Consider the following 23517-nt stretch of genomic DNA (forward strand, 5'->3'; position numbering starts at 1 on the left):
CAAATTCGACTGTTCCTGTTTTTTTCCTTTTCCATATTTAATGAATAGGGAAATTTAAGCTTAATTGACGAATCGACGATATTCAATGGGGTACTATTACAGTGGAGAAATCATTGTTCTTGCTCTCCAATTATGTTTCCAATACGATTTTTGTACTATTCTCCCCCGAAGTTATCTAGATAGCTTTCCTCAAGAATCTCGCTCACTCTAGCATATAGATTTTCTGAAAGATTAAGAGAGCTGCAGTAGTGATCTAATAAGTCGCGGTTTAGTTTGGATTTCGCGCTGTTTCCAAAATCTTTTTGATAAAAGTGTGTATAACTCACTCGCTCGAACCAGAGTTTTATATTGTTATGATGGTTTATGTGATCTGCTGAACCCAGTAATCCCTCAAGGCTTTTGAGATGATTAATGGTGGACCTAATATTTTCAAGAAGTAACCCCGCAACTCTACGCACTTCTGGCAAATTATATTTCGACTTTAGTTGAAATGCATTAGCATTCCCCAGTCGTTCAACATTGTCAGGACCAGTGCCCATGATTTTTTCTTCCCTACTAATATGTACACCAGTTTTTATTTCTAGCTTAATCTCTTTGACTTCGATGTTAAGTGGATCCATTATTGGGACAAAAACAAGATCCCTACGAAATCCATCAAGATATGGATTCATGTGATACTGGTCTGTAAACTCAGTAGTTCCTTTATTAACTTGATTGCAATTTTGTCCAGAAGGTACTAAATTAAAAATTGAGGTGGCTAACATTGGGTGCCTCGCCTTATCATAAAAATGATCCAAATCAAAGCGATATACATGTTGTTTATTAACGGAATTCTCCAAATACATTGCTGGTTCGTTGTTGCAATACGGACAAAATTGCGTTAGCTCCTTATCTTTAAAAAATGTTTTAATTGGTTTGCCGGCAGCATTATCATCCCAATATCTAAAACCGAGTCTCAGTATTTTCAGTTCCCCGTCGAGTTTTATCGAAAATTTCTGTAGTAAACTTGTGTTGATACCTAACAATTGGTCAGCTTCACCACCCAACAATTCATCAAGAGCATTTTTGTCAGTTAGTAAATGGTCTAGTATATTTGAAACGTTAGAAAGGTTGGCAATCGCGTCCTTGTTCGGAGCATTTTCAATCATTAAAGCCGATGCAATATAGTTTTTTTTGATGAAGGGTTTTTCGCCTAGGCCTTTGATATCAAATGTTTCCTTAATAACCAAAGCATTAGCTGCTATTCTGCGGCTATGTTCATTTATGTTAATCATTGAAGCATTCTGGAGGTGGCTTATCGTTGTTTTTAACTGCTTTAAATCTTCCAATACTTGTGGTTTAATCGCTAGAAGATAATCAGTCTTAAGCTGTTCACGATCACTTATTTGAAGTTTTATCATGACTTATTATCTATTAGATTCATCAGACTAATATTTAGAAAGTCATCCCCTATCAAGTTGATCGTATTCATTTCATCCTTAGATAATTTGATATTTTCATTAATCTTACTAATCAATCCTTTGATTTTTTCCTCCGCGAACGACCCCATAAGTGTCCCTTTAAGAAAGAAACCATCGGCGAGCAAATCATTAATATTGGCAGCAAATGTATTTTTGTCCAAGCTTAAATAAGGAATTGATAATGAGCGTAGGCCATTCTCTCGCACTTTGAGAAGAAGAATATTTTCCCTTGGTATATCTGATAAAATAAATGGAGAATGAGTGAGAAAAAGAATATTGATTGCTTGGATACCATCTTTCTTTTGAAGTTGTAAACTATCGACGGCAGAAAGCAAGTCCATGAGGAATTTTCGTTGATAATCTGGATGAAAATATAGTTCTATCTCATCAAACACAATGTTTACTGCACGGTAACGTATGCGATCCTTAGAAATTTTGCCAGCGTGAACAGACTGAAGGTTGTTTAGATGGTAGATTACAGATTGAATAGTATGGACCTTTTGCTGCTCACCAGAGCTTAAATCATTAAAATAACATGGAGAATCCGAAATGTCGTCAAGGACAAAATCTATATCAAAAAATGATGGTGGAAGAAAATGCATGAGGTCCCCGTCTAGAGGAACATTCATCCAATCTATCAACTGCTTTGGAGTTGGTTCGAAGAATACCTTGCTTTTAAGTCTTAATTGATCTGCATTGACATGAAATAGTGCTTTCCTTCCACGATAGACATTGTAATGAAGAAAATTGAATGCCTGCCTCAGCTTATAGGTAATATGACTTTGGTCACTTTTGATTGCATCAATTAATTCTGAATTAAGGATAAAGGGAGTTTGTTCGTTGAACTCAAAAACTGGACCGAACCAGGGGTATATTTCGGCTATTTTGTCGAATTTTTGAACAATATAGCTACAAAGTATGTCCTTTAAGGGAAATTCAGCAATGTAAAAATCTACCTCGTTGCCAATGTAAAAATGCGGCAAAAGCTCTTTAAAAAGTGCGACTGCACGTGGATTTCCTGAAATCTGCCTTTTCGAGAAATAAATCGACTTTGGAATACTCGCAACCTTGTTATGATTTAGATCCAACCTAATCTTACTGATATATTGTTTATCAGTTAATAAAACCTTTCGTTTTGATCCTCTGGAGTTTTGCCACTGCCTTAGAACATTTGTGAGTAACCGATATTTTGCCCGCTTCATTTCTGGTATGATCTCAAAATCTCCGTTTGTACGCATCGGGTTTATTACTAGCGGCGCTGTGTATCCGTCATTTTTGTGAAACAACTGATTAATCCAATCCCCCATGTGTTGAGAATTTAAGGCGAAGTGCGAATTATTGACTGCTATCGTATAAAATAGATTTTCCAGTATATGTTTCGATTCGCCACCTTCGATTACTTTTGGGCTGACTTTGTGATCCGTTCCGATTATTGAAAGCCTTGAAATAGGCTGTAATTGTCCTTTATCGAAATTTAATTCGAGTCGATAATTAGTTTTATCGAACTGAAAATATAGCTCACCTTTATATTCCCTTTGAAAACGAAGGATCTCCTGTGGAAGTTTTTTAAAATATTCAAGCTCACCTTCTATAATTTCTAACCTTCTATTATCCAAGGTTTCTTGGGCAAAATATTGTCGCAGTTCTTCAATGTCGGCACTTTCTTTAAAGTTGCTTTTTATCCTGGTGTTACTCTTCCTTTGCTTTTGTGTAAGTTTGCTCTTTTCCTCCTTTAGCCCTTCAATGGCTGAATTAATCATTCGTGGATTAGCATTCAGTTTTTCGTTATTTACAGAAAAAACATATAGCGCGGCAAACATAAATTCAATCAGAGAACTTTTTCCGCTACCATTCTTTCCGGCAATGGCGGACACATTTATCGCTGTTTTTTGCTTTGCTTTTGAAGAAGTTGAAAAAAAGTTTTCAGGAGTTTTGCTGTTATCAAGAATAGATGCAACTTCATCGCCTCGCTTTACTGTGTCGCCTTTTTCATTACGAAAATCAAATCCATTATATAGCTGATAGATATGTCCAGGAGTTAGATTCTTTATAAATCTTTTGTTACAGCCCACTAAAGGACGTATTGCAATAAGTTTGAAGTTATACATTTTGATAAAGCGTCTTATGATGACGTAAATTTATCAATTCGAGAGAATTTTTACTTCAGGTATAGTGTTATTTTACAAAGTTTATTTCAAGAATGTTCTCTTAATAATCCCTTCAATTATGGAACGTTTTATTTTTGTGGTTTCATGGGAGGTTGGAATATAGATCACGTTTACCTTGTAAACCCTGTCTGGTTTTTTTTAATTTGGTTGTTGTCCCAGTGTAACAGTGTAGGAATTCTGATGCGGTACTTTTACATCCGAAAACTCATCAGAGATTTCTTTTTCCATAGGCAGATAGCAGGTTGATAGATGAATTAACAAATGTTACGTTTTTATGTTTAGATATATAACATTGTTTGCCATCTTTGGTTTTGAATTTACATCTGTTCAATAGATACATTTAGAAAATATCTTCATTGCACCGATCTGTATAACAGATTATTCATCAATTCGGTAACTTGCTTGACACGCTGCTCGATATCTTTTGAACTCATCAAAATGCGGATTGAGTATATCGAATTCTGAAGCTTTAGTTTCAGCCTTGTGCCAAGCATCAGTTTCACGTAGATATTTAGCCATGGTCCCTTCTTTTAACTCTTCGTCCAGAGGTCGTCTTTGAATTAGATGTCCATATTCATGGAAAATTGACCAAAGAATATCCAATTGTACCATACGATCCCGGACGCCGATGAAAAGCTCGAAATTTCTTTCCTTGGAATTAAAAGGAGTTTGGCAGAGGTATGACGATTTACGGCGCGAATCAATAATGATAATTGAATCTCTCGAATAGAATTCAGAAAATAGTTGGTCTATAATGTTTTCAAAAGGAGCTAAATCTGGAGCATTAGCAATTAATTCACGTATGGTATTTCTTTTTCTCGTTTCCAATTTATTGATTAATAATATATTAATGTATAAGGATCTCAGTTTGGTTTTTATCAAGCAGGTTGTAGAAATAATCTAGAAGGGCATTGAATGTTGCAAACCCTTTATCCTCGTACGTTATTCCTTGAAGCTTGCAAAATAGACTAAGCCCTACGTTCATTACCCGGTTAAGTTGAAATTCGTAATCTTCAGAGAATGCAGTTTGTCCCAGAAAGTTAAATATTCTAACATGTGAGCTTGGGTGGGTTATAGATGTTAATTTCGATCCCTTCTTTAAAGCAAATAAGCTAACAAGCCCGGTTAAAATAATGCCAAGTTGTTTATGATACCTTGCCTCTTCGTCTAACTGCGAACTAACTAAGCAGTCATAGGCGAATGAATCGGCTTCTTGTTCCATTTGTATGCAAAGCATTTGCTCGTCAGAATTTAAATGTTCCCCTATAATTAACTTTTTCTGTATAGCTTGATAATTTTTCCAGTGGCCATTCACTAGGTGAGCAACCTCATGAAACATGATGTAGCAAATTGCATCAATGAAGATTACATTTGTGACTCTAACGGAAAAAGTTTTCATGGTCGGATTGGGAAGATTCGTTGGCCAATCAGTTTTATCGTCATGTTTTAGGCTAAATGCCCAGTCAAATAAGTGATCTAAATCTTGGACCTCGGGATCTTTTTTATCCAGCAAGCTATACGTTTCCGTTAATTTAATCGCTGTGCTAGATTTGTTTTGGGTAACCTCATAAATTATGTAGGTTATGCACCATGTCAAGATCAGAAATCTTTCATTCAAGACAATCTCTTTGGTTTGATGATCTGAAAAGGGAGTCGAGAAATTGCCGGTTTCAATTTTTATGCTTCTGCTTAATTGCTCTTCACCGTACGACATCAACCTTGAATTTGAGATTTGACTAGTGTTTTCAAATGTAGTTATAAGACGGTCGTAAAGCGATGCAATCAAATTTTCGGTTCTCATATAGTCGAATTTAATGCAAAAATTCTGTTGCTGGACTAGCGGTCTCTAGGTTGTAAGATGAGCGTTAGAATCCGTTCTGCGCAACGAAATTTTACTGAATAAGATAAGCAATAATACAGATTTTAATTAACCTAAGCCGCTCGCGAAATGACAATTTTTGCTTAATGATCAACACTAAGATTCGGCTAAGCTTCAGCTATTATCAATTTCAATTACGAGATACCTTTGTATAGTTTCCGACTGAAAATAAGCTGTCGTTTATCGTCTTAAGCATGCTTTTTACCTTTAAAATAGTTTGTTGCCAAGATTGGATATACGTTTAGAATTTTATGTAATGGGCAGCATAGACATTTAGTGATAATATGGTTAAAAACGGGATGAAATGGATTTAGAAAACGGCTTTACTAGCCCCAAAAATAAGGGTATTTGCCTGTCCTTTGCAAAATCGAAAATTATTTGTATAATAGGGCGGTCCAACGCCCATAAAAGGGAGCGCAATAAAAAATTGCGATAGCTATGGACTTTAACCAGATCATCAAAATAGTTGCCATCATTGGCGGATCCGCCAATGTAGGTATAGCGCTAAGCCTTACCTATAAATTTATTCTAAGGAAGAGGCCACTGGAGGAAACAGAAGAATTTGACAGCAAGGGCAGAATCCTAAAGCGACACAAAAAATTCAGGTAGCAAAATGCAAAGAATAAGAGAATGCTTATTCATGATCAGCTCACATGCTAGATCTCGGTTTGGAAATGTTACCTACCTTCCAAAGCTTGTAATTGAGATTATACATTACTTTAAAGGCGGCACTGGCCTTTTCGATCAGTTCCGACCAGTCGATATTTTGTGCATCCCATTTCAGGGAGAATTGCCCAAGATCTAAGGATGGTGGCAATTGATAATTCTTCGCGTTCATTTTCTCTGTTTGGTAGATCATAAAATTTCGAATCAGCTGAAAAATAGTGCTAGTCTTATTTTCATAATAAGGCTTTTCCTCCTTGGCTATAAAACCAGTGTCGAAAAATTCAAAATCCCCAAGTCCTTTTAGCGTTAGAATAAGTTCATAAAATTCATCGTTCATGTATCGCAGATTCTCTGCACAAATGATATGGCATTCTAGATAAAAATATTGTTCATCCAGACCCCAGTGAAAAGTTGTGTTTAGTTTTTCCGATTTCAATAAGAGGTTTTGCCCATAAACATTAATGTGACATTTCGAATTATCCCAAGTATCTTTAAATTTTCCAAATCTGAAAAAATTCTCTGCTACCTCTAGTAGAAGTTGATTGCTCTGAAAGAAAATCCTTTCACGTTCCTGATCTGTCCAATCTAGCCTGTTATACAGACAGTGTAGATGTTCATTAAGCATTTTGTCCAATTTTGAGAAATGCTTAACGTTCGAAGAGGTCAATTTGGTAGATGCCATTTTAATATTGTGTCTTTTAGAAGTGTCAAAATAAAAGTAGAGGTGAAATCACGAAATATAATGATCACATAGCGAACTTATTTGATTAAAAATCTAAAATATCAGGTTTTTTGTAGGTACGCTCTTTCTTTAGTATAGACCTCTCGTAAGGGATTTCCTTTCTTACAACCTCTAATGAGCTTATTTCGAATATCTGTAGGTTATTTTCGTGAATCTTTAGAGTGAACTCCCTTTTATCCTCTGAAACAGGCCATCGTGGTGAGGGAAGAAATCCTAGTCTTGGATGATAAATATGGTCTTTTATTGGCTCCTCTTTTTTAGGCTTGTTTGGTGGTCGAACAACTACATTATAGGTTTCGTATTCTCCCTCAGCAGGTTCATAGATGGTTGAATGGGCAGTAATTGTCGCACCTTCAATTACATCGATAGGCTGAACCCTTGCTGCGCGATGGAAAAGCACAACATTTGCGCCATCTTTTTTTGACTGAGTCGATGAGAAAATGATTCCATCAAAAGGGGGATCCTGGGCTTCTGCTGAAAAGTCTGCAATTATCTGGGTTGAGAGATAATCTTTTGATTCTTGTGCCGGCATAATAGGAAGTGCAATTCGGTCTACAAGGTGGCTGAGGAAAAGTGCCTTTTCGCGAAGTGGCGCGTAGGCTGGGTCAAAAATGCTTCCTTCTGCTCGCGCGTTCCTGAGCGCTGTAAGATCAAGAAGTCGAAGTGGCCTTAATATTTCAAAATAACCGATAACCACCTTGCTTCCTACTGGCGGTCTAACCTCTGCCAGGGCAAGTTCATGGCTGGTGGCACCATAGAAAACTGCGATACCCTGTGCGTTCATCCGTCCACTCCTTGCAAACTTGGAAGATGGGGTGCCGATTTGCTGATCAGGGTATTTAATTGCTGATAACATCTCTTCCATGTCCTGGAAAACCCTCGCCCTGTAAAGTCCTTTGATATCTTTTATCCCGGCCTTGCGGACTAGTGGTGCACTTCTATAGGAGGTGAACTTGTCTAATCCGCTGAAAACCCTAGAGAGATATTCATAAACCTTTTTACTGAAAAAACGGGATTCCGATTGGACAACGCGTTCGAATTCGTCCCAATCCTGTTGCCAGAGGTGATCGGATACCCCTTTCATTTCATACAGTGCTTCACTGCTAAATTGTTGTTCCTGAAAATCCGTATCGTGATCGTAATACCGGGACTGAAGTATTTTTTGAATATCCTCTGCTGCGTTTTCAGGAATGCCACCCATATCTTCGAGCAAGAAAGGTAGACTTTCACCTTCGCGATACCACCAATATGTAGATTCGGGATCAGAGTGTTGCCTGTAGTATTCTTCCTCAGTAGGTTGGTCATTGGTTGGCTCAAAATGCTGTTCAAAAGCTTGTTCAACACGATCGGCCATCTGAGTTAATGTGTATGAGCGCCTTTTCTTCTTGCAATATGAGCATATACAACTTACACCCTTACTCCTTACTTCTGCGCTCAGAAAGTCATCAGTTACACACTTGTAGCACAATCGGTCATCGTCAAAGTCTTCCATATTTTATTGTATTAGGTATAGGTTATTAAATAGCTGAAAACCTTCTCATATCTTAAACATCATGCTCCTTCTTATCTTTTAAAGCCTGATAGTAGTAGCTAAAGGGAAATCCGTGATATATAGGTTCGGAAATCCTGGACCCCGATTTAGCTGTGGATTCATCGTTATTTCCCATCTTACCTACCATCAGCCTTAGTTTTAGTAGCAATCGATTGCGGCTGGAATCCAGGCGTTTAAGCTGTATGCGAGAATATTTATTGTCCGTTAATAGTTTGTAGCCGCTCACCCAGCACATCTCATTTGGGATTTGCTTATAATTCCAAAGGGCTACCCTTCCTACTGACATGCCGATTAGTCGGCTGGCAACAGACTCATAAATGGATCCCTTGCCGCTCCTGCAGTTGGGATCCCTTAATATTTGTTTCAGGTCGCCGACTACCCGGAACTGTTTTTTCATCTCTTTCAAAAGGGAACTTTTTCTGACCCTGATATGTCCTTGGTAGTGGACCTCATAACCTACAAAGCCAATCCAAGGCGAGCCCATTCCGGTTTCATTACCCCATTTATAACAGCTTTTTGATTTTTCCGACCAGAACTTTTTCGGAGTTGCATAGGGGGTTTCCACGGGATTGTGCACTACAAGTTTTTTAGAGTTTAATCCCAAGAGATACTGTTGAAATGCTTGTTGGCATTTCTGTTGCTGGGGGTGTATGATAAGCATGTCATCGCAGAATCTTAGATAAAGAAGCTTTCCGTCTTGTAATGCGGTTATTTTCCTGTCTATGCCATGCAAAACAGCATTCGCTATCAAGCCAGAAAGTGCGCCGCCTTGGGGAATGCCAATTTTAGCAGATGAAAGGCGTTTATAATATCCGTTGGCAACCAACTCCTTTCCCACCCAGGCATATTCCCCTTTGGGGATATAAAACCTGTCGAAGTGGGCCTGTTTCTTATTTAATGGTAAGACGCTTTTATTGAAGGTATAGGAATCTAGATAGTCGTAGAGAATCCGCTTTGCATCCCCTAGATCTTGCTGCGGGTAGCTTTCCATTCCCTTTCGGCTAAAAAACTGGGCGAAAATCTTTTTGATTAATGTATGGCTTACTGTATCGAAAAACTTTTTCATGTCGCATTCGGCCACATAAAGACTTCCCTCTTCAAATCGTTTCCTATAAGCCAAGATTTCTTCAACAGGTTCATGGTGTGTTGGACACATCAGCTTCTCTTTGATCATACGTTTGGATCGAAAGGCAAACGAATTGTCAATAAAATATGGGTCAAGGACACCTGTTAGATACCTGTTAACAATGCTTAAGATGATCTTATCTTTCAGGCCAAATGATGCAATAGGTCTACAAATATTTATTTTTGTATCGCTTGCTTTGTCCTCTTTTAGCTTGGGGATGATCTTTGGGGCACCGATTTTATAGTTAACTCCGTGAATACCTTCTTGAACCTCTTTTATAAAGGAATCAAGACGGCCAAGGAAAGGAGCGTCCGGCTGATTATCTCTAAAATATCTGAGAGTTGCCTGCAAAGATAACATGGTCTTTTCCGTTGAGCTGCGCGGAATGCCGTTTTTCATCCTTTTTCGTTGGATTACCGATTTCCATTGTTTTCTTGGTGGAAATAAGCTGGCTAAAAGTTCCGTGCTCTTAGTACTGGAATTTTTGTGGTAGTTATGTTTTTTTGATTTGGTATGTAGGTGGATCAGGTGTTCCTTATTGCGGCGATGGGCCAGCTTTACCCTTAGTCGGCAGAGCATATCAAGGATGCTTTTTTCAGATGAAAAATCCCTGAGCTTTAGCATAAAGAAAGAGAAAAAGGTTCCTGACTAGAAAATACTGAACTATAAGAGCTCCTCCCAACTTTGTCGTGCACAGAATGGCTGTTAATACTTGCGATGTACTTTGCTATTTTCATAACATTTCCTCCACCTTAGGTACCTCTTTCTCTTTCTTATAGCCAGCTTGCTTAGCAAAAAAGACTACGGTTGCAAATGTAAACTTTCCCATCGAATTTGCATAGCAGTAATTCATCATATTCCGGCTTCCCTTTTCGTTATAGTCTTTGCCATCAAGTTTAGATAGAGAAAGGAAATATTTCATCCCTAGTTCGTAGGTAAATGTGTTGGCTATAGCGTATGATACCTGGTACCAGTTGTGAAAACTGTCAGTTATCGAAAGCCCTCTTTTGAAAAGATACCTGATGATTGCCTGTATTTCGGACCTGTTTGGCTGACTATTCTTTCCCAAGGGGTTGAACTTTTGGTTAGCGGTCGGTTCTGGGGCGTAGGAATAGACCGCTTTTCGGATCGTCTGACTTACAAGCGCAGCTTCGGTTTCTGTATATGGTACCTGGAAGGGCGTTATTTCTTCTCGAATAAAAAGCTTTGGATCAAAAGAAAAGAAACAAAGGCGGGTAACGTCGCTACCACTTTTATCAAGTTCGGATCCGTGTTTTTCCTTAAAATAGGTGTGTACCTTTCCAAAAGCATAGGTATGCCTAAAGTTGGTGTCCTCGGCGGGGAAATCCGAAGGGAATTCCAAGTACATCAATCCTTTAAGTCCTGATCCAGAGGGGGATTCCCAAAAGGATAATATATGTGAATCGTCTTTGAGCTTGGACTTCAGCATATCCTTGGCTTCGGCAGTTAACTTATCGAAATCTAGTACAAGTAGTTGGTTGTATTCTAATATAGATGACCTGTTTCTTTGGTTGTCGAAACTGGCCGAAAAAGTTACTGCGGGCAGCCTTTTTTTCTCTCTGTCATAATAATCGGTATCTCCTTCGCTTAGACGTTTTCTTAGATTTTCAACCTCGCTTCTGTAAGTCCCGTTTTTGATATGCTCCAGACATTTTCCAACATTAAATTGGCCGGAAAGTGGACTCCAAGAATTTTCCTGGAAGGAAACGGTCATGGATAATAGCGATTGAGAGGTCATTTTTTATCTAATTGGATATTTTGAAAAGTAGGCAAAATTTGGAGTCTACGAAAATCTTTCTTCCATTTTAGGGTTGATCTTCATCAAATATCATTCATCCCGTCCAGAATGGCCTGCCATCTTGCTGTTTCACGTTTTGATATTATTGCCCTGACCCTTTCAGCAAGTACCGGCGAATCGGCTAGTAGTTCTCTTATTTTTTGGCCTATCAGTCTTGAGCAGACCAGTTGAATATAATCATTCTCTTTAGTGTCGTATAGTTCCATCAGCTCAAAATGGGATGTATAGATGTCATCTGTATTCAGTTCGAAATAGCTTTGTATCAGATGCTCTATATCGGTAATATCCTTAGTCCGCTCTGGCCGGTCATCATTGGCGATTAATTTTAAAAGGATGATACCCTCAATCGTGCAGACCTTCACCATCTGACCGTTGCCGATATCATAATCCCTTGCGAATGGATAGATTTCGGTAAAGCCGGGCATGTTGAGCACAAAGGTTGGGTCTGTTAGTCTGACGTTTCTGTTCGGTTCCTCAATCTCCCCGAATGGAAGAAGGTCAAGTTCTATCCCTTTTTTGTATATAAGCTTTATAGTTTCTGTCTCATGGCCTTCAAAAATTCCTGTTGCAATCAGCGCATTTTTAATTTGGTTATACTGTCCCTCATCGCTGATGGTGATGGCAAGGTCTACATCTTTTGTCCCTCGTTTCGATAATAGCTCTTCGTTGGCAGACAGGTGTATATCTCTTGCGATCGCACCTACAAGATAAAAATCGATGTCGAATTTCGCGCATATAGTGCTCATCTCCCTTAGCATTTCTGATACCAGTGGAAGAAGTATTGGATTATCCGACATATTTTTCTTTTATTCTTAGTGCTATTTCTCTGTTTCTGCTGTCCAGGCTGCTTATTAGTTCGGCATATGCTAACATAGGTGGAACGGTTCCGTGTCCGAGTTCTGCTGTATCTTGGTTCCAAAAAGGTCTCAGAATTTCTACGTCGCCATTTGTAGCAGGAACCAATCTTAGCCTTTTCATGAGTTCAAATCTATCGCTGTTCGAATAAATGGTATAAATCTCTGGAACAAGGTGCCCCGTGAGAATCTCCCCCGCAGTTTCTCCGCCCCAAAGGATGTCATCATATTGGGTTGTATGCTCGTGCCAGTTTGTTCTGTCCTCTTTTTTTGCAAAACGGAATTTTCCGACCAGTTGCTTTGGTCTTAAAACTGTACGGTACATATCTGCCCATTTGTCTAGAATTGCAGTTTTGTTTTCAAGGATTAAAGTAGGCTGTCCGAGGCGCGTGCCCATAATAATGTAGCCGTCCCGCTTCATCTCGGTGATAAAGTTACCTACATTTCCGAGAGCGACTCCAGAGGCATATGCCATGTTACGATAAGATGTATTCAGTATTTCAGGCTCCTGAAGTACGGCAAATAAGAATTTGATCCCTGCAGGTGCCCATAACTTGGTATCTTCGTTAAATTTTGGCTGGGCTGTTTTTTGGTCGCTTACCAGAATAAACATACTGCGTGTTTCGATGTAGCAGTTTCCCGAGGTTTCGATATAGCAGATGCTGTGCTTACGAAGTTCTTCCTTCATTGGAGTGGGAATATATTTTGCAATTAGGATTCTTCTGCCGTCTGTTTGGTCTTGGCGTAAAATGATATTGTCCAGAGTGGCAGTCCTTACCTCGGTTTTAACGTCTGCTTCGAGTATAGATGTTTGTTGTCCTTTGATAAGTTCAATTACAGCATCTGAATTTTTGCCTCGTCCAGATGGATAGCTCAATATTTTTGCTGTTATTCCAGCAATTTCTGTTAGTCTATCTAGCGCAGGCAACAATATATCTTGCTCTTTCATGTTCATTATATTTGACTGTTCATGTAACATGAACAGTCAAATATAATGAACAAATTCTAAAATCCCTATCTATCCTTATTTTTATGTTCAATAAATTCAAATGTTCATGTAACATGAACATTTGAATTTATTGAACGGGTGCAAGCTAAAAATAGGGAAAAACATTGTACACATGTTTTTATGTGCTAAGAATTCGCTAACTTTATGATATAAATACGCTCGATAATGATACAAATAAATCTAAAACTTCCACACTCAGTCCGGGTGAACTGTAAGCCTTCCATTCGTAAATCAATTAGTTTAATGCTATAGAATGATTACGCTACAGCGGTTTCGAAAAATAGACAAAGAAGTTCAAAAGGCGATCGAAGAAGCATTCGACCATATAGCTGCAAATACATTAGAACATAACTACCTATTGTTTTTAGCTGAAGGGGAATACAAGGCAAGGCCTACAAATCCCGTTCTACGTCTAAATCCCTACACGATTGACAATAGAGAGGATAGGTACAAGGACGAGTCGAGGCTTAGATTTTTTATTCAGTTCATGAAGAATCAGTATGGCTTTCCATCTGGGCAGACATTTATTCCTGATGATGAGTATCAGATTACGATAGAGATGATGGTTTATACCCATATTTGGGAGGCCAAAACGTTCCTGCGCCAGTTGTACCGAACGGCAGAGTTGGTGAAAGGGGCAAGTTACCCTTGGCAGGTCGAAGTTCCCGAGATGAGCAAGCATACATACATCAGAAGTAATATCAGAGATGTATTGGCAAAGAAAAAGCTAAAGCTGGCAAAAGTAATTAGCGATGGTTTTCACACTTCACTCAGAAATGCATTTGCACATTCAGAGTATCAGATAGACATGCACAAAAAACAGATCTACCTGGATACTTATAAGGGAGCAAGTTGGGATATCCCCTGGATAAGTTTTGATGATTGGAGCATACGGTTTGCATATTCGGCATTGCTTTCTTATCATTTCCTAAATATTAAAGCCAGAAGAAGAAAGGAATTTGGGACTACAAAGCCCAAGGCTCTGATCATACATCCAATAACATCGGTAAGGCATTTTCGTGCCCGCTATATTTATTATGACCAAAGAAGGAACTCATTTGGATTCCACCCATAAGCAAATGGAAAACTTAACAGAACAAGAACTTGAGGATGTACTATTCAGCATCGGCCCGAATTATCTGGGCAAATACCTCATGAATAAATTTTTTATACAGATAAAAACGACATTTAGGAAAAAGGATATACCAAGCTACGATTATGAAAAGCACGATTTTTCGCATGTTGACCAGCTGGCAATACAGAAGCTTTACCAAGAGGTAATACATCATGAGAATATACATTATGTACATGAGGTAAGTACGATGGTCGGTATAACCACCTTTTATTTTCAGGTTATAAATAGAGCGATATTCACCGAATTCGTGAATGTTCCAGAGAGTAGCTCGGTAGAAAAAATTTCTGGAGAAAAGTTTGATATGTGGAAAGGTATAAATGGAACACTCTTTACAATTATGGGTGGATCCGCTGTGAACTTTGATAACAGAATCGTATATAATATTCAAAAAATTGAGCATATCGATATAAAGGCGTACGCTCCCTATTATGAAGATAAAATGGATATGTCCGTCCCCATGATCCATTATGAATACTTGGAAAAGACAACAGGTCAAAGGCTCACAGACCAGGTTTTCTTCGGTCATTTCTATATATATGAGGGATTAGCATCTAACCTCGAGCGCGAATGTGCCGGACTCTTGGGCAAGAAAAACCCTCCAAAATCTAAGCTCGGCTTTGAATATCTACTGATGGAGAAAGTGGCAAAGCACATCTATCCAAGGATAAAAAGTAGGGATATGCTCGAACTCGCCTCACTTTCTTTAAGCTACCTAAATGCAGCTCAAATGTTTGTCCAGTTTGTAACAGAACTGAAAGCTGCAAAGGGCAAAAAAAAGAATTTCGTAGAAAAAAAGAAAAATGAAGTTTCATATATCCTGAGTGAAAAACTAGATGGTGTAAAACAGACGTTGGAAGAAATTGCCGGTATATTTGATTATCGTGAATCGTTCAAAAAAGCAGTAGGGCATCTAACATCAGTTATGTTAGAAGGGTATAAAAAACGAATAGAAAACCCAGTTTTCGAAGTGGATCTTACTTTTGCCGGCGAACATTATAGAATGGGCGAATATGTGACGTTATGCGATATGGCATATGAGCTCGTTGATAATGATGATTACATGAAAGATTATTCAGGAACCTATCTTGCTGAGGATTCCTTAAGCCATGCATTGAGGGTTTTACTATGTCATGTAGACTACTATTCGTCTTTCGTAAAAGGAGAACAGAATCACCGTTGCCCACAATATACGTTCTGCTCCCATGAGCGAAGAAAACAAAAGCCCGACCAGTGCAGAACTACCCCTCGATTGGCATTCGAGGATATGGATGAACTCGGAGCATGCCACTATTCTCTTGGAGTAGCTTATTGCAAGGCCACGGATATTGCGCAAACCGGTTCTCAGGAGAAAATATAAATTTATCTGACGAATCGGTAGATTTAAATTCTTAGATATCGCCCTTTACTACATTGGTTAATCTAGTTAAAAAAGTGTTGGAACAAAATAAATTTTAACTTTATTGTCGGGGAGCTGGTACCAGCTATATTCTTAACACATGAAGATGTCTATGCCTTAGTCCAATCTATATATTCCTGTCATGAACTTGAACTCGAAACCTTTGTCGCTCAGTTGCCATTTTTTTTGGGCATGAGGGTTTCGTTATAAAGTCGTTTTAAGATCTGGTAATTGCGCATGATGATGCAGTTTAACTGGCGAAATGTTCTGGTTCCTCCCAAAACGGAACGTACGGTTTCGTTGAAATACGCAGTCTATCAGCCATTTTTGTGTCATCCTCTATTTTGGTTCCATCAAGTAATTTTAATGCATGATAAAATCCATGACGCATATCTAATATTTCTGAACCTTTAAGTTTCAACACATCAGTTTGCGATTCGTTTTTTTGAAGAATAGCTTCAAGCTTTATAAAGGGAATATATTGCTCAATAGCGATATATCTTTTAAGTTCTATTCAGAAGGATTTTCCAAGTTGCTAAAGTCTAATAAATCATCAACGCTCACATTCAGTGCTTCAGCTATCTTAACTAAAATATAAGCGGTTGGGTTAGCACCTTGTTTTTCGTATCTATTGATAAATTGTTTGTCTTTTCCGTCTAATATCGCTGCCAGTTCAGTTTGCTCTAAGCCAGATTTCATTCTGAGTTGAGCAATTCGCTTTCCGAGCTTGATTCTAAAGTCTACAACCGCTTGCTTCATTGCGCAATCTTGCAAATAAATAAAAATGATGGTCAACAAATTTGTTTACTCATGTATTTTTTATATATTTGATTATATAATTATGTATTAATAAGAGTCTTGTAGCTGCTTTTCTGACCCCGCTAATGCAAGACAGCAGATTAATACTCACGTCTATTTAAAGATGTGCTATATTAGCATGTCCAAATAGATGTGAGGCTGCTGTAAATCCATGTTAGCTTAAGGGGTCAGAACTTTTACAGCGGCCATGGTTTGCAGCCTCACATGTATTGCCTACCATAATATCAAGACTCGTATAACACGATACGAGTATGATTTTAGAAACAACACATCTTTTCGATCACCTCATTTCTTTAGTGATCTGCGCACCTGAGTAGCTTTATTAGTTACAGCAAGAAATCCGTATGGGGATATAGTAAAATAGGTTTTTTAATAATGCTCCTTGCCCCAATTCCTATTTAGTTTAAGGCTTTCAAATATGAACTTCATGAAAAAAATGATTAAAGCAGTCGTAATGGCTATCTTATGCTTTTTTGACGAGGATAGGCAGGCAATCTTTAAGGCTCGATCTCAAGCAGAAAGTTTAATTAAATTATTTACTAAGCTCGCATTTGAGGAGCTTGGGCTCAAAGACGTATTTCTCCGTACCTCTGTAGGGTCAGACATGGCAGAGAGCCGGCCTACACCTTATTTGTGTCGTCCGCTTCCACTGCCCATTTACAGACACTTAAGATGATATCATTATGGAATTAATAAAACTAAACTCAAATCGTGCTGTAAATTTCACCAAATTTAAGGAAGGGAATGAGAAGGGGCTTGAATTTTTTTATAAACTATTATATCCGCGGACATATTATTTTGGGTACAAATATATAAGGGATGACGTAAATGCGGGATGCATTGTAAATGAAGCTTTCTTGCGACTTTGGTTGTCCAGAAAAGTTATTACTTGCCCAGAGCATATCGAGACTTTTGTCAGAAAACTGACTTCAGACGGATGCAGGGCGTATTATAAAACCTCTAGTAGCAGGTTTCACCGTAATATGCTGCGGCTGGATGAAATCGAAAACTACCAGGAATTTATAGGTGGTTATGAACCTAGCATAGAAGAAGAAACGGATATATTCCATTATCATGAACCAGAGGAAGAAGAGAAAAAGCAATGGGATCGAGTGAAGGCGGTTATCCCAAACCTCAGCACTGACCAACAGCTATTTATTAGGCTATGTATTAAATACTCCTTTGACTACGGGCAGATGGCCTGGCATATCGGTGGTATCTCCGATTATCAGGTAGCAAGAAAGGTGGAGAAAACACTCGAATGCCTGAAGTCAGTGATCAGCGATACAGAAAAGCTCAATAAAATAGAGAAAACGAGCAGGTTTACTTTCGAGGGGGATGTCAGCGAAGAGCAGGCGGTGATCCTGCAAATGCGATATGAGCTCCAGTATAGCTTCACTGAGATTGCGGAAGCGTTAAGCCTCGATCAGGGACACATTCAGAAGGCTTTCGCAGCTGCTTCACTAAAGATAAAAAAAACAAAAATCAGGTGATATGGAAAACGATACAATGGTTTTGACACGCAAAATACAGCTTTTCATCGATTCTGAAGATCAGGACTTTGTGAAGGATGCTAGGGATCAGCTGTACAACTGGCAATGGATCTGCTTCCGTGCAGCGAATATGATCATGAGCCATCATTTCGTTCAGGAACGGGTAAAAGACTTTTTTTACCTGACTGAAGAGATTAAACTTAAGCTGGCCGATGAGAAAAAAGAGGACAACGGCATTCTGAAATCTTCACGTCAGAATACTACCTATAGGTTGCTTTCCAATCATTTTAAGGGCCAGATCCCAACAAACATACTTAGCAACCTCAACAATACTTTGATCTCTTATTTCAATAAAGAAAAGGATGCTTATTGGAAAGGCGAAAAATCGCTTAGGAACTATAAAAAGAATATACCGTTGCCTTTTGGGGCAGAGGTAATTTCCAAACTAAGCAGGACTGCTGACAACAGAAATTTCACCTTCAGGCTTTTCCAGATCCCGTTCCGGACGTACCTTGGAAAGGACAGGTCTGATAAAAAGATCATGCTGGATCGGATCATAGGTGGAACCTTGAAACTTCGTGCCAGCCAGATACAGCTTGACAAAGGAAAAATATTCCTTCTGGCAGCAGTACAGATAGATAAGGAAAAGCATAGCCTGGACCCTACCATTATCGCTGAAGCATCACTTTCCATAGAACATCCTGTCACTGTCAAGATCGGCAGGCATGAGCATACCATTGGAAACAGGGAAGAATTTCTCCACCGGAGACTGGCCATACAGGCTGCGGTAAACAGGGTCAAAAAAGCAGTTCCCTTTAACGGCGGCGGCCATGGCAGGAAGCGTAAAATGAAAAGTTTGGAGGATTACCGCCACATGGAAAAGCGGTACGTGGAACAAAAGCTGCATGTTTACAGCCGGATGCTAATTGATTTCTGCGTTAAGCACCATGCAGCAACTTTGCTACTTATAAACCAGCAGCAAAAAGAAGAAATAGCGAAGGAAGATCATTACCTGTTGCAGAACTGGAGCTATTATAGCCTTAAAGATAAAATCAGTTATAAGGCAGAAAAAGCAGGCATACAGGTCATTGTTGAATAGGATTAAAAAAAGAGGTTTCTTGCAAAACCGTATAGTGAGATTAAAATATGCTCATAAGCCAATAAGCAAACAGGCATGCAATGGCGGGCTTCATGTTAGAATTGCTCGGAAATACCAGATGGTTTTCTATACGAATATATGTGCAGATGTCCGGTGGTCGTCAGATGGGAAAGGGGAGAAAATTACTAGTTCTGATAAACAATTGGATATCAGCAGCCTCAAAGATAAACGTCAGACCAGGCTAGGAGGTGTCTGGTGTCAAATAGTTTTTGAAATATGGATATTGAGGCTGCTTGTACAGCCGTATGGTGAGGATTCTTTATCGCTCACTGACTTGTTTTATTATTTGGGAAGTAAGACCTGGAAGTATATATTTCCCGGATTTGAAATGGAGATACAACTTACTATGGTTTTTCGCATTGTTTTCTTCCTGTAGTTTGAACTGGAGATACAACTACTATGGTTTTTCGCGTTGTTTAACCAACATTTCTAATAAAAGCCATTTGAATGTAAGTTCTCAAGTATGTGAACTCACATCCAAATATTACTTAAATTTTAGAGATATTCATCAAAACCGCTTTCTAAATAGTATTTCACTTTCTCCTTTTCTTCTGAAGTCTGCTCTCGTGATATATGGGGATAAGCATTTAAGAGCAGTTTCTTGAATTTATCGAATGCATTTTTCTCCAGTCGCTCGTTGTGTATGTTAATCGAGTTTAACCAGGCCATTAACTTTTTGATAAAACCAACAGGATAAAGGTAGTCCGGAATATCAACCCATTCGTCAATAAAGTCATCCAGTTGAAGATATTTGTTTTTTAAGACGTGATCACATGTACCCTTACAGCTAAAATAAGCTTCTTGGTAGGGATGACGAATAGGGTTTTCAGCTGTATAATCCGTGCGCTTTCTAAGGGTTACGAAAATACCACTTTTCGTCTCCAATAAATCCTTTTCACAATATTCACAGCAAATACTGGGTTCTTCGGCAAAGATTTTTGCTGGCTTTGGATTTTCATTCGTATAATTTTTGTAGCTCACAGGAAAATAGCGACTTGATAGTTTTAATCCGTTGGGACTGTCAAGCAAAATCTGCTCAATTGACTCATGATCAAAACTTTGGATCTGGAGTCTATTTTTGAGCCCTTGTAAATTTGCTCCGAGAGATGTTGCTGGCAGGGTTGAGTAAAATCCGATAAAACCATCACATTGATGTGTTATTACCCTATCAACTATGTTTGGCTCATCTGTATCTGAGACCGAACGGCCACTATAGGCATAGTGTTTACAGCTTACCAACCATTTTATTTTTGTCGTGCCAGAAACGCCAGTTCTAGTTTCCTGTATTATCAAGTTCTTTTTTCCGTCGGCACCGCGATCAGGATGTTGCAGTATTTCATATCCAAGGTTTTGAAAAAAGTCTCTCGCAAAAAGTTCAAATGTATCTTGCATTCCTCCACCACCATTTGCCTGTGGTATTTCTTTAAAGTCGAATATCATTGTTGTATTTTGTTTTTTTATCTATCGTTTGAAATTTAGCGTGATGGTATATTTTTAGGTAGTTTACTACTCCTCTGGAACTGGTAAACCCTAATATTTTCCCAGACATAAACCTTGCCGTTGATAGATTTAATCGCTCTTACTTCTCCGTCCTGAGAAACCACAAAACCTACACTTTCGGGATATTTCTTGCAATAGGCGAACATCGACTGATGCCTTGTGCCAAAATGATTGGCTGGTGTTTTAATTACTGAATTACCAGGGCGTGATGCTGTACTCAGGTAAACGTATTCTGGCGAAACAGTTTCGGCAATAACGGTTCCAAAACCATAAACATTTAGCCTTGGCGACATCAAGACCAATCCGTCAACGCAACTGAGCGATGCGGCAAAACGTACCGCTCCAACCATTTCATTGTAGGCTTCTTCGATTTCCAACTTATTATCATCATAATCGTCGAAATCATCAATGGGAACGTCCTTTTTTCTTTTCTTTAGGTTTTCTATTTTTTCCTCATAATATTCCTCGTCTGTAATGGAGGTTATCAAGTGTTCAATGGAAAGAGAAATCCTGTTGTATTTCATTTTATATTTAGGCGTCAGGTCATCCTCCCTATTTCTTGTGATCAGCACCGCACCCCCATGATGATAATTCTTCATTTTCAACAATATCCTGCAAATTGCCTGCACTGTATAATCATAGACAACTTCATTGTATGCTTCGGTATCTTCTTCATCTAATTCTCCTTCAAGCAGATCTTCCAATCTACTTTTGGATATTGCGGAATGTTCTTTCAGAAATGACGAAACAGGCCCGATCTTGAAAACGTTGGGATACAATTTTATGAGAGTTTGTTGATTAAGTGTAGCTAATGCTTCATAATCTAACATCACATTCAAAATTCCAATACCATTGATGATGGTCTGAATGATCCCTGGATGTTCCGGTTTATCTTCGCGTTCGTAGTTTAAAAAACTCTGGTAGTGTATTGATTGATCGATCATACCGTAGATGAACAGGTTTTCGTCATCATCAAAGTAAACCGCAAGGCTTGAACTCCATGGATCTGCAGCCTTTGACAGTTTAACCATATTTTTTACATTAAACTCTAAAGGCTCTGAAAACGGATAAAAACTCCATCTGTCCAATTGGTCAACTTCATCATCAAAATTCTTGATGGTATCATGGTCAACCAAGGTTGCCGTGACCTTGATAAATTGACCTTCCTCCGTTTTCAAACTGGTAAAATATAGGGTATTGAATAAATCCCGAAGAACGTTAATGCTCGGCTTGGTCTTTATTTTTGTCAGGCCCAGCTTTTGATGAACAAAATCTGCTAGGTCATCTGGTAAGTAGTTTTTTGGCATAAGAGAGATTAATTTCCGCTAAATATAGTTTTAACGATGCAATCTTTTTTATCTCAATAAAAATAGATGTTCATAGACGAGTAATCCCAAACTATAAATTGTTTAATTTGCTAAACTAAACGCTCCAAATCAATGAATAAAAAAGAGATAGAAAATATCATTACCGACTACAGAAAACTACGGACACAACATCCAGATTATTGGCTTATAGATTGCGCAGCAGCTACGAGCTTGGAGCATGCCGTTGAAATGGCTGCAACAGCCAGAAATTTAGTTGGGCGAAAACATCCCCATCAGTTTCGTATCCAAAATTCAGTCCTTCAAGATTTTTCGCTTTCTCTCCTATCCATCAAGTTCGAAATAAGAGAAGCCGCTTCTTTTCGGCTGTTGTACTCGTTGGTTGATGGTTGCAGAATAAAGGGAATTTCGGATTTAACAATCTATGATACCTCGCATAGGATTGGTTGCTTTTTAAACCTATTTCCCGAGGAAGTCTATCTACACAGCGGCACAAGAAAAGGAGCGGAAATTATTCTTGGAAAAATTATGGGAAAAACCATACTTGTTGAACAATTACCCCCACTATTCAACTCCGGATTATCTCCTTCTGAGCTTGAGGATATGTTGTGCATTTACAAATCCGCCTTGCAAGATTCATTAATTAACAAAAGAACAAACAAATGCTAGAAGATAAATACAGGGATGCAACTTGGAATGGAAGTAGCTTTTGGCATGGTACTTCTTCGATTTTTTTAGACTCTATACGAAATACAGGACTTGGCGCGATCAATCCAGCTACGGATTATAAATTATTGGATGTCCTCGGTTTTCTCTATGATGAAATCATACGAAACGGGATTACCCACCCAGTTTTTTTGACTAATAAATCTTCGATAGAGGCGGCAATAGCACAAGGCACACTAGAGTTAAATGGTATGTTGTTGAACTTCAAACATGATGGCGTTTACGTGTCTGCAAGTCCAATAAAGGCTGCATATTATGCCTGCCTTAACTTGGTAGGAAGTGAGATCTTAGAGAAGTGTCTTATTTTGTTGAGCGTGTTAATCGATGGCGGAAAAGAGCCTAAAATCCCAGATGAACTCGATGTTTTTGGTGTCCGTAAATACCTTGATAAAAAGCCAACACCAATAATGATCGAAATTACTGAAATTACTGATGATAAATTGCTTCTGGAAAATGGTGCTGATCCCTCGGCATTGCTAAAGGAAATGCGAGAAATGTTTCCCAATCTTCCTATTGCCCAGCAATTTGAACGTCTTCAATTTTGCAACTTCAAGTTACTGAATCCAATTCCTAGAACTAAGCTTCGCTTTTATGAGGTTGATTTTGAGGGCGATCCTAAAACACGAAATTTCCAATACTATCTATCACGGATTTGATTGCCCTAAAGCTATTGCAATGGTCGACATAAA

General features: G+C 38.6%; 19 protein-coding genes. 6 read left to right on the forward strand and 13 right to left on the reverse strand.

What is annotated here, in order from left to right; translation table 11 throughout:
* Nucleotides 1-155: 155 nt before the first annotated feature.
* From ABD769_RS10680 to ABD769_RS10725, 10 genes are all read right to left on the reverse strand, one after another.
* A complete protein-coding gene (locus tag ABD769_RS10680; RefSeq protein WP_344851405.1) occupies nt 156-1400 on the reverse strand; it encodes a hypothetical protein in 1245 nt (414 codons plus the stop codon).
* On the reverse strand, nt 1397-3568 hold the full coding sequence (locus ABD769_RS10685; protein ID WP_344851406.1) for a hypothetical protein: 2172 nt from the start codon (nt 3566-3568) through the stop codon (nt 1397-1399). Before ABD769_RS10685 ends, ABD769_RS10680 begins: the two co-directional genes overlap by 4 nt.
* Nucleotides 3569-4006: 438 nt before the next feature.
* Nucleotides 4007-4456 (reverse strand): hypothetical protein, encoded by a 450-nt coding sequence (locus tag ABD769_RS10690; protein ID WP_344851407.1) that lies wholly within the window; start codon nt 4454-4456, stop codon nt 4007-4009.
* A 19-nt stretch (nt 4457-4475) separates the two neighbouring features.
* Nucleotides 4476-5429 (reverse strand): phage exclusion protein Lit family protein, encoded by a 954-nt coding sequence (locus ABD769_RS10695; RefSeq protein WP_344851408.1) that lies wholly within the window; start codon nt 5427-5429, stop codon nt 4476-4478.
* 727 nt (nt 5430-6156) lie between these two features.
* A complete protein-coding gene (locus ABD769_RS10700) occupies nt 6157-6855 on the reverse strand; it encodes a hypothetical protein (RefSeq protein WP_344851409.1) in 699 nt (232 codons plus the stop codon).
* An 85-nt stretch (nt 6856-6940) separates the two neighbouring features.
* Nucleotides 6941-8269: an RES family NAD+ phosphorylase gene (locus tag ABD769_RS10705; protein ID WP_344851410.1), complete on the reverse strand. Its 1329-nt coding sequence runs from the start codon at nt 8267-8269 to the stop codon at nt 6941-6943.
* 190 nt (nt 8270-8459) lie between these two features.
* Nucleotides 8460-10217: a reverse transcriptase domain-containing protein gene (locus ABD769_RS10710; RefSeq protein ID WP_344851411.1), complete on the reverse strand. Its 1758-nt coding sequence runs from the start codon at nt 10215-10217 to the stop codon at nt 8460-8462.
* Nucleotides 10218-10326: 109 nt separating this feature from the next.
* Nucleotides 10327-11328: a BT4734/BF3469 family protein gene (locus ABD769_RS10715; RefSeq protein WP_344851412.1), complete on the reverse strand. Its 1002-nt coding sequence runs from the start codon at nt 11326-11328 to the stop codon at nt 10327-10329.
* A gap of 107 nt (nt 11329-11435) precedes the next feature.
* The gene (locus tag ABD769_RS10720; protein WP_344851413.1) at nt 11436-12209 is read right to left on the reverse strand and encodes a nucleotidyl transferase AbiEii/AbiGii toxin family protein; all 774 of its coding nucleotides are present in this window, start codon (nt 12207-12209) and stop codon (nt 11436-11438) included.
* Nucleotides 12199-13215: a type IV toxin-antitoxin system AbiEi family antitoxin gene (locus ABD769_RS10725; protein ID WP_344851414.1), complete on the reverse strand. Its 1017-nt coding sequence runs from the start codon at nt 13213-13215 to the stop codon at nt 12199-12201. Before ABD769_RS10725 ends, ABD769_RS10720 begins: the two co-directional genes overlap by 11 nt.
* A gap of 313 nt (nt 13216-13528) precedes the next feature.
* On the opposite strand from ABD769_RS10725, the gene ABD769_RS10730 reads away from it, so the two are divergent.
* A complete protein-coding gene (locus ABD769_RS10730; protein WP_344851415.1) occupies nt 13529-14350 on the forward strand; it encodes a hypothetical protein in 822 nt (273 codons plus the stop codon).
* 4 nt (nt 14351-14354) lie between these two features.
* Nucleotides 14355-15767: a hypothetical protein gene (locus ABD769_RS10735; RefSeq protein ID WP_344851416.1), complete on the forward strand. Its 1413-nt coding sequence runs from the start codon at nt 14355-14357 to the stop codon at nt 15765-15767.
* Nucleotides 15768-16316: 549 nt separating this feature from the next.
* Here the strand turns inward: ABD769_RS10735 and ABD769_RS10740 are convergent.
* Nucleotides 16317-16565, reverse strand: coding sequence for a helix-turn-helix domain-containing protein (locus ABD769_RS10740; RefSeq protein ID WP_344851417.1), 249 nt, complete (start codon nt 16563-16565; stop codon nt 16317-16319).
* 743 nt (nt 16566-17308) lie between these two features.
* On the opposite strand from ABD769_RS10740, the gene ABD769_RS10745 reads away from it, so the two are divergent.
* Both ABD769_RS10745 and ABD769_RS10750 read left to right on the forward strand, forming a co-directional pair.
* Nucleotides 17309-18118 carry an RNA polymerase sigma factor gene (locus ABD769_RS10745; RefSeq protein ID WP_344851418.1) on the forward strand — a complete coding sequence of 270 codons (810 nt, stop codon included), beginning with the start codon at nt 17309-17311 and terminating at the stop codon, nt 18116-18118.
* 1 nt (nt 18119) lies between these two features.
* Nucleotides 18120-19217, forward strand: coding sequence for a hypothetical protein (locus tag ABD769_RS10750; protein WP_344851419.1), 1098 nt, complete (start codon nt 18120-18122; stop codon nt 19215-19217).
* A gap of 555 nt (nt 19218-19772) precedes the next feature.
* On the opposite strand, the gene ABD769_RS10755 is transcribed toward ABD769_RS10750, so the two are convergent.
* Nucleotides 19773-20717, reverse strand: a complete 945-nt coding sequence (locus ABD769_RS10755) for a restriction endonuclease (protein ID WP_344851420.1) — start codon at nt 20715-20717, stop codon at nt 19773-19775.
* Between the two features lie 35 nt (nt 20718-20752).
* Nucleotides 20753-22084, reverse strand: a complete 1332-nt coding sequence (locus ABD769_RS10760; RefSeq protein ID WP_344851421.1) for a putative sensor domain DACNV-containing protein — start codon at nt 22082-22084, stop codon at nt 20753-20755.
* A gap of 132 nt (nt 22085-22216) precedes the next feature.
* Here ABD769_RS10760 and ABD769_RS10765 point away from each other — a divergent pair, with 132 nt between their 5' ends.
* Both ABD769_RS10765 and ABD769_RS10770 read left to right on the forward strand, forming a co-directional pair.
* The gene (locus ABD769_RS10765) at nt 22217-22771 is read left to right on the forward strand and encodes a hypothetical protein (RefSeq protein WP_344851422.1); all 555 of its coding nucleotides are present in this window, start codon (nt 22217-22219) and stop codon (nt 22769-22771) included.
* Complete coding sequence (locus ABD769_RS10770; protein WP_344851423.1) at nt 22765-23484, forward strand: hypothetical protein; 720 nt, start codon at nt 22765-22767, stop codon at nt 23482-23484. Before ABD769_RS10765 ends, ABD769_RS10770 begins: the two co-directional genes overlap by 7 nt.
* Nucleotides 23485-23517 lie beyond the last annotated feature (33 nt).

The sequence above is a fragment of the Pedobacter jeongneungensis genome, assembly GCF_039538295.1.
GTDB classification, from domain to species: Bacteria; Bacteroidota; Bacteroidia; order Sphingobacteriales; family Sphingobacteriaceae; genus Pedobacter; species Pedobacter jeongneungensis.